Source organism: Parahoeflea alexandrii (genome assembly GCF_027214025.1).
In the GTDB taxonomy this organism is placed as follows: Bacteria; Pseudomonadota; Alphaproteobacteria; order Rhizobiales; family Rhizobiaceae; genus Hoeflea; species Hoeflea alexandrii_A.
On sequence record NZ_JAPWHB010000009.1, the window covers coordinates 1 to 13,133 of the forward strand.

At 57.7% G+C, this 13,133-nt stretch carries 13 protein-coding genes and 1 pseudogene; 4 read left to right on the forward strand and 10 right to left on the reverse strand.

The window, feature by feature from the left end:
• Positions 1–84: 84 nt before the first annotated feature.
• Positions 85–903 carry a lysylphosphatidylglycerol synthase transmembrane domain-containing protein gene (locus O4H62_RS23725; protein WP_269391363.1) on the forward strand — a complete coding sequence of 273 codons (819 nt, stop codon included), beginning with the start codon at positions 85–87 and terminating at the stop codon, positions 901–903.
• Here O4H62_RS23725 and O4H62_RS23730 read toward each other — a convergent pair.
• Genes O4H62_RS23730 through gmd form a run of 3 tightly spaced genes read right to left on the reverse strand, consistent with a single transcriptional unit; the run spans position 881 to position 4,630 of the window.
• Positions 881–1,693 (reverse strand): class I SAM-dependent methyltransferase, encoded by an 813-nt coding sequence (locus O4H62_RS23730; RefSeq protein ID WP_269391364.1) that lies wholly within the window; start codon positions 1,691–1,693, stop codon positions 881–883. The genes O4H62_RS23725 and O4H62_RS23730 overlap by 23 nt on opposite strands.
• Positions 1,671–3,530: a hypothetical protein gene (locus O4H62_RS23735; protein ID WP_269391365.1), complete on the reverse strand. Its 1,860-nt coding sequence runs from the start codon at positions 3,528–3,530 to the stop codon at positions 1,671–1,673. Before O4H62_RS23735 ends, O4H62_RS23730 begins: the two co-directional genes overlap by 23 nt.
• A 26-nt stretch (positions 3,531–3,556) precedes the next feature.
• Positions 3,557–4,630, reverse strand: coding sequence for a GDP-mannose 4,6-dehydratase (gmd, locus tag O4H62_RS23740; protein WP_269391366.1), 1,074 nt, complete (start codon positions 4,628–4,630; stop codon positions 3,557–3,559).
• A gap of 221 nt (positions 4,631–4,851) precedes the next feature.
• On the opposite strand from gmd, the gene O4H62_RS23745 reads away from it, so the two are divergent.
• Positions 4,852–5,241: an SxtJ family membrane protein gene (locus O4H62_RS23745; RefSeq protein WP_269391455.1), complete on the forward strand. Its 390-nt coding sequence runs from the start codon at positions 4,852–4,854 to the stop codon at positions 5,239–5,241.
• Between the two features lie 93 nt (positions 5,242–5,334).
• A complete protein-coding gene (locus O4H62_RS26565) occupies positions 5,335–5,409 on the forward strand; it encodes a DUF5989 family protein (RefSeq protein ID WP_269391456.1) in 75 nt (24 codons plus the stop codon).
• A 107-nt stretch (positions 5,410–5,516) separates the two neighbouring features.
• On the opposite strand, the gene O4H62_RS23755 is transcribed toward O4H62_RS26565, so the two are convergent.
• Positions 5,517–6,272, reverse strand: a complete 756-nt coding sequence (locus tag O4H62_RS23755; RefSeq protein WP_269391460.1) for a hypothetical protein — start codon at positions 6,270–6,272, stop codon at positions 5,517–5,519.
• Between O4H62_RS23755 and O4H62_RS23760 the strand changes: the two are divergent.
• Positions 6,260–6,469 (forward strand): annotated as a pseudogene (locus tag O4H62_RS23760) (transposase); the annotation flags it as partial. The gene O4H62_RS23755 and the pseudogene O4H62_RS23760 sit on opposite strands and share 13 nt — an antisense overlap.
• A gap of 182 nt (positions 6,470–6,651) precedes the next feature.
• On the opposite strand, the gene O4H62_RS23765 reads toward O4H62_RS23760, so the two are convergent.
• The 6 genes from O4H62_RS23765 to O4H62_RS23790 all read right to left on the reverse strand — a co-directional run bounded on the left by O4H62_RS23765 (position 6,652) and on the right by O4H62_RS23790 (position 13,129).
• Positions 6,652–7,569: a glycosyltransferase family protein gene (locus tag O4H62_RS23765; protein WP_269391367.1), complete on the reverse strand. Its 918-nt coding sequence runs from the start codon at positions 7,567–7,569 to the stop codon at positions 6,652–6,654.
• Positions 7,570–7,599: 30 nt separating this feature from the next.
• Positions 7,600–8,574, reverse strand: a complete 975-nt coding sequence (locus O4H62_RS23770) for a Gfo/Idh/MocA family protein (RefSeq protein ID WP_269391368.1) — start codon at positions 8,572–8,574, stop codon at positions 7,600–7,602.
• Between the two features lie 3 nt (positions 8,575–8,577).
• Positions 8,578–9,453 (reverse strand): aldo/keto reductase, encoded by an 876-nt coding sequence (locus O4H62_RS23775; protein ID WP_269391369.1) that lies wholly within the window; start codon positions 9,451–9,453, stop codon positions 8,578–8,580.
• A 45-nt stretch (positions 9,454–9,498) separates the two neighbouring features.
• A complete protein-coding gene (gene pseB, locus O4H62_RS23780) occupies positions 9,499–10,512 on the reverse strand; it encodes a UDP-N-acetylglucosamine 4,6-dehydratase (inverting) (RefSeq protein ID WP_269391370.1) in 1,014 nt (337 codons plus the stop codon).
• Positions 10,513–10,600: 88 nt separating this feature from the next.
• Entirely contained in the window at positions 10,601–12,274 is a 1,674-nt protein-coding gene (locus O4H62_RS23785) for an ABC transporter ATP-binding protein (protein WP_269391371.1), read from the reverse strand.
• 15 nt (positions 12,275–12,289) lie between these two features.
• Positions 12,290–13,129 carry an ABC transporter permease gene (locus O4H62_RS23790; RefSeq protein WP_269391372.1) on the reverse strand — a complete coding sequence of 280 codons (840 nt, stop codon included), beginning with the start codon at positions 13,127–13,129 and terminating at the stop codon, positions 12,290–12,292.
• Positions 13,130–13,133: the final 4 nt, after the last annotated feature.

Below are 13,133 nucleotides of genomic sequence, written 5' to 3' on the forward strand. Positions count from 1 at the left end.
AAGGCCTACATCAAATGGGAATGCCAGGATGCATGATCACCCCATCCGGGAATTTCCAGACAACAGGTTGCTCAATCCCTGATAATGTCATTTGTTCTGCTGCTCTTTGCGCTGGCGCTCTCCGCGATAAGATGGGTCCTGGTGTGCAATCTTACCGGAATCGGACTCAGCATATTGATGTCCGGAGCGATTGTCCTGATCGGGCATTTCTTCAATCAGCTCCTTCCAACCTCTTTCGGTGGCGACGCAATGCGTGGCTGGTGTCTGTGGCGTCAGGGAACGACGTTGAAGATGGCTTTCGCAAGCGTTCTCCTCGACCGGCTATTCGGTTTGACAGCACTCTTGCTTCTTGTAATCGGTGGACTGCCGCTATTGGCCATCCGTTTGGAGACAAACCTGCCGTTCGTTCTGGCCGGAGGACTCGTTGTCTCCGGAGCATTTGGGCTATTCCTGTTGCTGAATCTGCACGTTGCTCCATTAGCGCTTCGGCGCCGACGCTTTTGGTCGCTGTTTGAGAGACTGTCCCGTCATGCACGACGAATTTTGGGCTCACCAAGTAAGATAGCAATCATCATGGCCCTGTCTCTGGCGGTTCACGCAAGTGCTCTTTACACAACAGCCCTTTTGTCAAATGCGCTTGGTGCGCCGCTTACGATGACCGACGCCCTGCTCATTGTGCCATCCGTCCTCGTGTTGTCCGCGTTGCCGATTTCCATTGGCGGTTGGGGCGTACGCGAAGCGGGCCTTGCCGGCGGTTTCGCGCTCATCGGACTGGATCCTGGCATCGCGGTTACAACGTCCATTCTCTTCGGAACCGTCAACATCCTGGGAGGCGTCATCGGCGGCCTGGTCTTTCTCGCCATGGGCCGTCCCGGGCCGGTTACGTCCGAGGACGCTTCCTGAGCGCATAATAGACTAGGCATTCGCCCTCGTCCCTCACAGCCCGGTCCACGGCGCCAGCCAGCAAAGTCTCAATCACCGGCGCGGTAAGCGGACGCAATCCCGGCAAGAGAAGCCACCGCCTGAACAGTTTCTTTGCGATCAACGCAGGCAGCGCCAGGGGGGTCAGCAGGTCATACAGCGTCGAAATGTTCCTGGGAACATACGGGCGTTCAACCTCAACCTCGAACCCGGCCTGCTCGAACATCTGCCGCCACTCGGCCAACGTATGAACATTATAGTGTTTCCAGAAACGGTTATAGAATTTTCCATATCGTTTCGCCTGCTCCCGAAGACCGATGGCAGCGAGGAAACGTGCAATGAAGGTCGCGCGCTCAAGCTTGTCCGTTGGTATGGTGATGTAGAAGCGAGCGGTGTCGCTCATAAGCCGATGCACCTCCTTCAATACCGGCATGAGATCGGGAATGTGCTCCAGCACACTGTTTGAGAAGACGGTGTTGTAGGCGCCGTCCGGCTTTGGAATATCGTCGCCAAAACAAACAATCAGTTCATCATATTTGTCGAGACCTTTGGCACGCTCCACTTCACTGGCATCCGGATCAATGCCAGTCTCAATCCTGTCGGCAAACAGAATGTCTGCGAAGATTCCATCACCACAGCCGATGTCCAGGATGGGTGAAGGCCATTCCTTGCCGACGTGCAGGCCACACTCTATGGAGCGCTCCAATGCAAGGGCCGCCGGCGCGATCTTCAGATACTGCTTCAAAAAATCATTGTGAAACCGCACGATCATTCCTTTCCGGGGCGTAAACCACGTATGTTGAGTTCTGGAACACCGGCGTGAAATCCTCCGGGGATTTCAGCAAGTCGGTTTTCCGCAATAGCAGGTATTTGTAACTGTATATCCGATCAGCGCCCTCCTGTCGGACCCTCTCGATCCTCTCAACGAAGTCGGGGGCGACTTGTCCGCTTGCGAACAGGTCTGGGATCGCTGCATTGTAATTCTGGTAAATCAACAGCTGGTAGAAACCCACCGCCTGAAAGGCATCCTGGTCGTAAAGGGTTTTCATCGGGCCGTAGAGGTAGTCGTAAAATGCCGCGATCTGATCCTTCGTCGCATTCAGGATCGGCTCGATAATGTCCCGATTGTTGGCGATGAGATCAACTACGTGGAAATAACGCTTCATGAGTTCGTCAAATGGCAACGCAGTCATCCCATACAGACCGACAAAAGCCGTTGCATCCGTGTAAAAATCGATCAGCGTGGTGTCATCGATATTCCCGGAAGCCACGACATCACCAGACTTCGTATGTGCCGCCACCCACGATATTGCCTCATATCGATCACGTTCGAGAAACCCATACCACTTTTGCGGATCGTAAGGCCTGTTCATCTCGGATAAACCGATAAAGCCAACAATCAGCACAATGCTTGCCGGTATCTGCCAATACCACACGCGCTGCCTTGTCGATGCCGTGAACCTCTTTTCAAGTGCTCGTCCCACGATGCTCCACACCCACGCGGCCGCGGAAATGCACAAGGCGATACACAGGACGAGCGCAATCATCGTTGCTCCGCGCAACCAAAGCCGATCACCGAGCGTGACGCTGGTGCTCAACAGACCTATCAACATCGAGCCGAACAGGATCGACTTCAGCAGGACTTCTCTTGTGCCCCATTTGTATCCAATACGACCGATCAGGATGGGAATGAGCAGAACAAGGAAATTCCAGTTGATGTTGACGCCAATGAAACTGCCATGTCCGAGCTGGGCGCCCAGTTCGGTGTGGTAAAACCGGTAGAACGCCAACTGCTGCCATGCCAGCCCGACCAGTAGCGCAAGGGCGGCGGCCAGAAGCGGGAAATGAATGCGCCGCTGCCAGACGAGCACGAGCAGGAACGCAAGACCTACGCCCGCTCCAATATTCGCTCCCACAGCGATACTTGACGCAGATGTCAATGCGAGCAGTGCGCCCGCTACAAGGTACCGCGCGACGGTTGGTTTCTCCAGAAGAGCCAGGAGGGAGGCAATGGCAAGAAGGCCAAAGCTCCAGAACAGCGTCGGGCTCACCAAGCGCACGACATTGGCCTCGAAACGCCAAATATACTCGAAATTGGTGTAAATGGTGCCGGAGAACAGGCTCCACGAAAATGCATCAGAAACAAAGATGATGAGCCCGGCCAGCGCCAATGACGACGCGATGCCGAAGCGGTGATGCAGGATCTGCTGGAGAGCCACGAGCGCGGCGAACGCAAGCAGAGCCGTCTGGACCACCATCAATCCACCGAGAGACGCTGCTCGGTTGGGTGCGACCAACACTATCGCCTCGTAGATCAAGTGATCAACGATCAGTCCCGCTACATAGGTGCAGGCCAGTGGATTGCCACTTGCGTCGGGTTCATTTTCGTCCGCAGGGCTACGGCATGCGCTGGCGCCGCGCTTGAGCAGGCTGAAATAGAGATAATTGTCATTCAGGTCGGTGCTGTGGCCGGCGATGGGTACGCCGACACGGGTCTCATCAGACGACACACTCCGGCGCAGCATGTTCTGGTGGGCGATCAAAGCAATCATCATGGCGGCAAGCGCGTAAACGACGATGGAGCGCCATGTGGAGCCGCTATTGGTCATTGCCACTGTCCCGGGTTCAATCGACGTTACAGGTGCTCGATTCGCGACTCCAGCTCGCCCAACTGGAGCCTGCGCCGATCGGAATCGACCATTTGCCGAACCATGTCTTCGAACGACGTCTTGGGTTCCCACCCCAATACACGTTTTGCCTTGCTTGCATCGCCGAGCAGGTAGTCGACCTCCAATGGACGGAAATACTCCGCCGAGACCTCGACCAGGGTGCGGCCGCTTTCCCGGCAGATTCCCTTCTCTTCTACGCCACTGCCAACCCAATCGATTTTTCGGCCGCAGTGTTCAAAGGCCAGCTGGGTGAATTCGCGCACTGTCTGTGTCTTGCCGGTGGCAAGCACGTAGTCGTCGGGTTGATCCTGCTGCAACATCAACCACATGCCTTCCACGTAGTCACGCGCATGTCCCCAGTCCCGGCTGGCGTCGAGATTGCCCAGATAGAGAACCTCCTGTTTGCCTTCATCAATGGCAGCCACGGCCCGCGTGATCTTCCGGGTAACGAATGTCTCACCTCTGATGGGGCTTTCGTGGTTGAACAGAATCCCGTTCGAGGCGTGGATTCCGTAAGCCTCCCGGTAATTCGCGGTGATCCAGTAGGCATAGAGCTTTGCGACAGCGTAGGGGCTGCGTGGCTCGAAAGGCGTCGTCTCGGTCTGCGGCCTTTGGGGAGAGTTTCCAAACAATTCCGAGGTTGATGCCTGATAGAACCGCGTGCGCTCGTTGAGTTTCAGGATCTGGATCGCCTCAAGCAATCTCAGCGTGCCGAGCGCATCGGAATTGGCGGTGTATTCCGGCGTTTCGAAGCTTACATGCACATGGCTTTGTGCCGCGAGATTGTAAATTTCGTCCGGTTGAACTTGCTGGACAACCCGCAACAGGCTCAATGCATCCGTCATGTCTGCGAAATGCAGAAAAAGCCGGGCGTCTGGGTCGTGACGATCCTTGTAGAGCGGATCGATACGGCCTGTATTGAAGGAAGACGAGCGGCGCTTGACCCCGTGAATGACATAGCCTTTGTCCAACAGGAACTTGGTCAGATATGCACCATCCTGTCCCGTAATTCCGGTTATCAAGGCAGTTTTACGAGACATCGGTCACTCTTTCGGCAATTGAGGCAGGCACTATTGATCGAGGTATTTGAGTACGCCGGGTTCATACAGTCTCGACACGACCGAGTCCAATAAATGTTGCCTCGCTCACACGAGGTCATCGACACCTTCCAATCCTACAAAACCGTCCGCTTAGACTGGTCCGGCCATCCAACGCCAACGCAAATCGGACGGAGGGACCAGATGTCCAATCCCGCGAGGACATCGTCAAGGGATCGACGAACCGTAATTTCGGTACCGTCTTTGCAATCTTCTTCAGATTGATCGCCTCCTACGGTATCTACGCATCCACCCCGCACCGGCACTACTGGCTGGGCGCGGCGATTGTCATGGCTGGCATCACCATCGTTGCCCCCGGACTGCTCACGTACCCGAACCGGATGTGGGGCAAGCTCGGTGTGCTGATGTCTAAGGTCATCAGCCCGGTCGTCATGGGGCTGCTTTTCTACGTGATCATAACGCCGATCGCCGTGTTCATGCGGCTGATCGGCAAGGACCTGCTGAGCCTGAAATGGCATCCCGAAGCCAAGAGCTACTGGATCGAACGCGATCCGCCCGGCACCGCCGCTGAATCCTTGCGCAATAAATTCTAATCGACAGGTGTAGACAATGCTTTCGTTTATCCGCGAGTTCTGGCGTTCCTGAAGCATCGCAAGAAATACTGGCTTCTGCCGATCCTGATTGCGATGGCCGTGTTCAGCGGCCTGATCGTTCTGACAAAGGGCAGCGCCATGGCGCCGTTCATTTACACCCTGTTCTAGCAACAGGCTCTTGGGGCGATGGCCAGGATCGAGCCGGGTCACGCCGAAAGCAGAACCGAAAATCCTGACCTCGCGGGCAGGATCGGGATGAAGGTGACATCCGGGTACTAAAGCGCGTCGCGACTATTCAGATTCGGGATTCCCTGACTGATTGATTTGTGATTCACTTTGGCCATGGAAGGAGAACCGCCATGGGCAAGCCGCATCCGGTCGAGTTGCGTGCGCGTGTCGTTGGATTTGTAGAAGAAGGCAACAGCCATCGGGAAGCGGCTCGGCATTTCCGGGTGTCGCCGAGATTTGTCAACAACATGATGATCGTGCATCGGGCCACCGGCTCGCTTGCGCCTCAAAGGCAAGGCCATCCGCCTGGATGGCAAGCTAACACCGCATGGCGATTGGATTGGAGCCCGTGTCACCCAGAATGGTGAAGTGACGCTCGATGAACTCTGCGTCGAACTCGCCGGGCGTGGCGTTGGCGTGCACCGCTTGACGGTCGGCCGGTTTCTCAACCGGCTTGGGCTGAGCCATAAAAAAGTATCAAGGCAAGCGAACAGTTGCAGCCGGAGATCGCCCATGCCCGTGATCTCTGGATCAGGCGACGCCAGCGTTTCTTCAACGAGGCATTGGCGCGGCTGTTTTTTATCGATGGTGAGGCGGATCAGCAATCGATCCAGTGAATTGATAGCCAGCCGAACGCAACCATCACCAAGCTGACCAAACGCACCGGATGGTCTGCCAAAGGGCAGCGCTTCAGCGCCGGTTTGCGCAGTCACGGGTTGACCGCGCCATAGATCGTCAACGCGTCGATGAACGGCCGCATCTTCGAGACCTGGGTCGAGAAGATGGTTCGGCCAAAGGCGCATGGCTTCTCTTCCTGCCGCCCTACAGCCCCGATCTCAATCCCATCGAGATGGCCTTCTCAAAGCTCAAGGCGCTGCTGCGAAAACACGCTGCACGCAGCTTCGATGCCATCAGCATGGCGCTCGGAGAAATCGTTAGCCTATCCTCTGTCGCTGAATGCCGAAATTTCTTCAAGGCTGCAGGCTATGAGACAGAATAATGCGACACGCTTTAGGGATCCCTCTCCTGGCAAAACACAGCCCTGCTGCGTGACACACTACCGAAAGGCAGAATACGTACATCCTCGTATTCGAGGCCGTTCGCATCCCAGTGCACGCTGGGCTTAAAGGTGGGGAGAGCTTCCTTGCCGTCAGCCTTCAGATCCCGGAGCCGAAACCGCTCTCAGGTCGATGCATATTGTTCCAGAGCGCCGGCGATCAGACCGACTTCCCTGTAGCAGCGATGGGTCATCTCACGATCGCCGCTGGCGAAGGCCTCGTGCCCCAGCCGGCACAGTTCGATGATGTCGGCGTTCATGTCGCGGATGATGCCGGGGGAATTCCAGAAGGCGTGTGCCACCGGCGGCCGCTCGAGCCTGGCGCTTGCCGCTGCAACCTCGGGGTCGGTCTCTATCAGGGAGAGCACATCGGCGATCTGGATCACGCCGCCGGGCTTGTAGAGCCGGTCATAGACAAGCTTGAGGAAATCGAAATCCTCGGGAAAATCCAGCGACCAGTGGTGCCGCGACAGGTCGGGATCGTGGGTGTAATTGTCGATCCGGCAGGAGCCCGGGTGCAGGCTGAGATAGCTGAAGGCGTGGATGCGCTGCGACGGAGCCAGCGCATTGGCGTGCGCCAGAAGTACCGCGTCCCTGGTGATGACGTTGACATCCAGCCCTTCCGGGAAGGTCGGCGGATCGTAATTGTTGAGATAGTCGCAGCCGCTTTCGAAGAACCGGTCGATGGCTGCGCCGAGCATCATCGGATCAAGCAGCGGACAATCGCCGCCGACATAGACAATGATGTCGGCCTGGCATTCCTCGATGGCCTGGACGATGCGATCGAGCACGAATTCGGGATGTCCACGGACGACCGGAACGCCTGCGCCAGCGCCCAGTTCCGCAAGCGGATCGTCCTTTTCAAGATCGGTGGTGACCAGCGCCACTTCGTCGACGCCGGGGATCTGGCGGGCTATGTCGATCGCGTGTTCGACGACCGGCTTGCCGGAGAGCTGAAACAGCGATTTTCCCGGCACCCGCGTGGATCCCATCCGGGCAATGACCATGGCCACGACTTTCAGGCCTTCACGCTCTCGAGACATGACCATCCTCCCTTTCACCGCCGGTCGGGTTCAATCCGCCGGGATCCATATGTCCAGCGGCTGGCTCGCCAGGCTTTCGCAGATCGCCTGGGTGGCGACGGCATCGTCTATCGTTGCAGGCAGCGGCGCACCGGTATCGAGGAAATCGCCGATCGCAGTATAAACATCACCAAGCGCGGTCGATAAAGCCGTGGGGCCCGATCCGACCGGCAATTGCTCGAAATAACCCGGGAAAACCGGATCCGGGCGCACCTCGAAGCGCTCCAGTTGCATGCCGGACTGGGAATAGCGGTAGCGGCCCTTTTCGAACAGAAGGTCGATCTCGAAGATCGAGAACAGCCGCTCGTCGCCGACAAGCAACTCGATGTCGACGTCGTTGAACCGCACGGTGCCGGCAACGCTCGGATCAACCTCGGTGAAATCGAAAGTCTTGCGCCGGGCGATGCCGGCCTGCACCTCGCCGAAGAGAAACCGCAACAGATCGATGGCGTGCGAACCGTTGTGGCGGATCCCCTTGGAATACCAGACAGCGCCCGACAGCGGCTTGCCCAGAGCGCCGGAAACCATCTCGGACCGCAACTGGCGGACGCTCTGCTCGAAGCGCCGCTGATAGTTGACCATCAGCGTCTTGCCGGCGGCCTTGTAGCCTCCCGCGATGCTGCGGGCCTGCGCGATATCCTGGGTCAGCGGCTTCTCGCACAGCACCAGGCCTGTGTCATGGCGGAGCATATGTTCGAGATAGGTCGCGTGATGCGGGTCGGGAACTGCAATGACCGCGACGTCGAACGACCGCCCCATGACTTCATCCAACGTGGCCGCCACCGGCACGTCCCAAACTGCGCCCATGCGGCGCGCACGCTCCGTGTCGAGATCGAACAATGCCCCGCACTCAAAGCGGGGTTCGGCCTGAATGGCATGCAGATGGGTGAGGATTTGCTTAGAGGCGGGAGTGTCATATCCGCCGGCAATGTTACCGGCGCCGATAACCACGACGGAATAAGTCATTCTCTACCACATGCGCGGATCGATGATGGATGCATCATTGCAGGAAAGCCCGGCGAAGTCGATCTCGACACTTGCGGCAAGCGCCAGCGCGTCAGTGATCTCCTCGAGTTCCGCTGCACTGGTCACGCCGCAGACGACGGATTCGACATCCTCGTTGCGGGCGATGAAGGCCAGGCAGGCCGCCAGCGGGCTGATGCCGGCCTGTTCCGCCGCCGCGCGGAAGCGGTCGATATAGGGCATGGCCGCCCGGCGCTTTTCAGGGATGGCGGAGCGGTCCATCAACAGCAGTCCCTGCAGGAACGCCGACCTGATGTGGCTGCTCACCCCGTTGGTGCGGGCGACGCCCAATGCGCCGCTTGCCTGCATGCGCTGGTCAAGCACGTTCATCGGGGCCTGCATCACATTGACCGGATAGCGCTCCATCAGGGTCAGGAGTTCGGCGGGATCGTAGACCGATACGCCGATGGAGCGGACCAGGCCTTCGCTCTTGGCGTCGCTCAGTGCACCCCACAACAGGTCGCCGCCGCGGGCAAGCAGATCCCCCGGCCAGTGCACGAGCACACCGTGGAGGCTTTCAGTGCCAAGTCTTGTGAGCGATGTTTCGATCGACCGCCGAACCTGGTCGGCATCCTCGGCAAGGATTTCCTCGCGCCTGAACTGCGGCGTCTTGCTGATCAGCTTGAAGTCTGAAGCCGCCTTGAGTTCACCGAGCACCTGCTCGGACGTGCCATAGGCCGGCGCGGTATCAAGAATGTCGATACCGCGCTTCTTTGCCACGTCGAGAATGGCATGGGCATCATCCAGCGAAATCTGCCCCCGGGTGTTGGACACACCGTAGTTGAGGCCGAACTGCGCCGTTCCAAGCGAGAGCTTTGCCATGCACGTCACACCCTGCTGGAGTTCAGATACAGCGGCTCAGCTGGCCTATTCGGTTTCCACCGTCCGGTTGAGCATGTCCAGCAGGCCGGCGGGGCTGAGCCATTCGGTGTTGTTGTCGGAGCTGTAGGAGAAACCCTGCTGCACCGGCTTGCCCTTTTCGCCCAGCGCACTCTCGGTGTAGTCGGCGCTGACGGTGAAACTGATCGTCGGCTGAATGACGAAGTGCTCGTCGAATTCCAGCACGAGATGGGAGTCGTCGGCCGGGCACATGACTTCATGCAGCTTTTCGCCCGGGCGGATGCCGATGATCTTGTGCGGCAGGTTCGGCGCCATGGCCTGGGCCAGGTCGGTCATCTTCATCGACGGAATCTTCGGAACGAAGATTTCGCCGCCATGCATGCGCTCGAAGCTCTTGATGACGAACTCGACACCCTGGTCGAGGGTGATCCAGAACCGGGTCATGCGCTCGTCGGTAATCGGCAATTCGGCAGCGTTCTCCGCCAGAAGCTTGCGGAAGAACGGCACGACGGAGCCGCGCGAACCGACCACGTTGCCATAGCGGACAACAGCAAAGCGGGTCGAATGACCGCCGGCGATGTTGTTGCCAGCCACGAACAGCTTGTCCGAGCAGAGCTTGGTGGCGCCATAGAGGTTGATCGGGTTGGCCGCCTTGTCGGTCGACAATGCGATCACCTTTTCAACTTCGTTGGCAATCGCCGCGCGCACAACGTTTTCCGCACCGTAAACGTTGGTCTTGATGCATTCGAGCGGATTGTATTCAGCCGCCGGAACCTGCTTCAGGGCAGCCGCGTGGATGACAAAGTCAATTCCGCTGAATGCCTGGTTGACGCGGTCGTAGTCGCGGACGTCGCCGATAAAGTAACGGATCTGCGGGTATTTCGATTCAGGAAAGATCTGGCTCATCTCGAACTGCTTGAGCTCGTCGCGAGAGAAGATCACCAGACGCTTGACCTGGTATTCCGTCAGGAGCCGCTTGACCATGCGCTTGCCAAACGAGCCGGTGCCGCCGGTGATAAGGATGGATTTGTTGTTGAACATCGATATTCCCTTATTTGTCCTGTTGGCTCTTCAGCGCGTCGAGGCCAGCCCCATCGAAAGCTTCTCTATGCAGTCAGGTTGCTGCCGGTCAGCCCGTTGCAGCAACGAACTCGGTAGTTTTTGAAAGATCGCCAATCCGCAAGATGTCAAGATAGCGTGCGACTGCGGCATGCGGGCTTCCGTAAACCATTTGTTGCCCGTGATGCAAGAGCAACGCCTTGTTGCAGCGGTTGAGCACAAACGGAACACTGTGGGTAACGATGATGACAGCCTTTGCACGATCAATGGTTTCTTCCATCCGGCGCGCGGCCTTCTGCTGGAAACCGATGTCACCGGCGTTGAGCAATTCATCGAGCATGATGATATCGGGAGCCACGGCGGTCGCGATGGAAAACACCAGGCGGCTCTTCATTCCGTCCGAATAGAACTTGTAGGGCTGGTTGATGAACTCACCCAGCTCCGAGAATTCGACGATACTCTGATAGAGAGCGTCAGCCTCCTTGGTAGACATGCCCATGAAGCAGCAGGCCAGCCGGATGTTTTCCGAACCGGAAAGCTCGTCGCGGATGCCGAGGCCGGGGCTCAGGAGCAGCGGTTTGGCGTAGAGCGAGATGGCCCCTTCCTGGATCGGCACAAGCCCGTTGATCGCCTTCAGAAGTGTACTCTTGCCGGCGCCGTTGGCGCCGATGATACCGAGAATATCGCCGGGATAGACGTTGAAACTGACCCGGGAAACGGCATCGAATGTGGGCGCCTTGCGGAACCTGAGCAGATTCTGGGGCGCCCATTTCTTGGCCGGGTTCTTGAAGAGCCTGATCGTGACGCCCTCGACCTTGACCGATGGAACCGGCAGGTCATCGACATGACGCTTGCGCCAGGCGGCCGCGGTTTCCGCGGGCAATGCCGACAGGATCTGGTCGACGCCCCAGTCCGGGAACCCCTTGTTGACGGTGAGGCTCTTGTCGAGAAGGACAATCAGCTTGTCGCTGAGCGGCGCAAGATCGACGTCGTCGAAGGTTGCCAGAAAGTCGCAAACTTCGGTCAGATCGCCCGAGTCGATGATACCGTTGAGCTCGTCCTGCAACGTACCGCTTGCCGCGTGTTCAAGCCCAGTGAATTCACCATCCAGGCTCCACACCTCAAGGCCGTGTATCAAGGCCCCCAGATCCGCGGACTCATCACCCAGAAGATTGATCTCGAGCCGGTCGCTCTTCAGTTCGCCGTCGATCTTCTTGCGAAGCTTGAGCGTTCCGTTCACATAGATGCTGACGCGTGTGGGCGAACGCACCAGGGTGATGAACACCAGCTTGTTTTCCAGATGGATTACCGATGCCGTTTCAACCCAGGTAAGCGACTTGTTGCTGACCCGCAGGGAGCGCTGCTTTGTGCCGTCCATCGAGATGTAAAGATTGTGGTCGATGTTGGACGACAGGTCGATGAGCATGTGCATCGCCACCGAGCCGCTCCGGTCAACTGCACCCTGCCAGTTCAGTTTCACCGTCTCGCGAGACATGGCCACCATGTGAAAGCCACCCTGTTCAAGGAGAGTAGCACTGCCATCCCCTTCAACCTCGGCGCGGTCGAGCCAATGCTGGCTACCGTGCTCATAGGTCGAGAGCGTACGCTTGGCGTTGTTGACTTTCAGCAGCTGCTCAAGTTGCGCATTGTAAAGCGCACTGTCAGTCTGACCCTTAAGAGCCAGCTCCCTGATCCGCGCGCCCGTAGCAGGGGCGGCGCCCCGGTTCATGTTTGTCTCGTTCATAGTGAACTCCGGCGATCAGATAAACGAAAAGAAGTGCCGGCGGGCGCGACCCAAAAGCCTCAGCGCCCCGAAGGAACAAAGCAGCCCGATAACCGTGATCAAGAAGAGCGGCCAAAGTGGCGGCAGCTCATGCCTGAGTATGATTTCCCGATAGGCTGGCAGGATGTGCGCGAAAGGATTGAGGTAATAATAGGTAAGATACTGCTCCGGAATCCGCTCCACCGGATAGATGCCGGGAGAGAGATAGAACCAGATACCGGTAATGACGTTCACGCCTCCGGCAAGATCGCGCACAAACGCACCCGCGGTGGCAAACAGCACAGTCAGGAACAGCATGATCGAGAGCTGGGCCATCATCGGGAAGACAAGGTAGACGTAGCTGGGATGCGGCGGGTAACCCATCATCGTGGCAAACAGGAAGAGCACCATCAGGGCTACAAGGAACATCGCGAACTCGACCCCGATATAGGCCAGGATAAGCGAGAACACCGAGAAATTCGTCTGTTTGAGGACCGATGAATAGCTTGCAAAGGTAACGGGGGAACCATCAACCGTTTTGGCGAGCCAACGCCAGAACACCACTGCGATGTAGATGTTCAGGAACTGGCCGCTGGGCAGATTGCCGCGCATCAGAATTTGCGTCAGGAAGAAGTACACAAACGCCATGAAGATCGGCTCGATCGCGAGAAAGAAAATGCCGAGCGCTTTCTCGAAAACCTTGCTCTTCATTTCGGACTGAACGATCAACCGGATTTTTGACCATTCGGACGCCATCGTGCGCTTGGAATCTTCCCAGGTCAGCGGCGCGTAAGTGCTACCTTGTGGCGTGATTTTCTTGTAAAGGGACTTGTCCAACTGC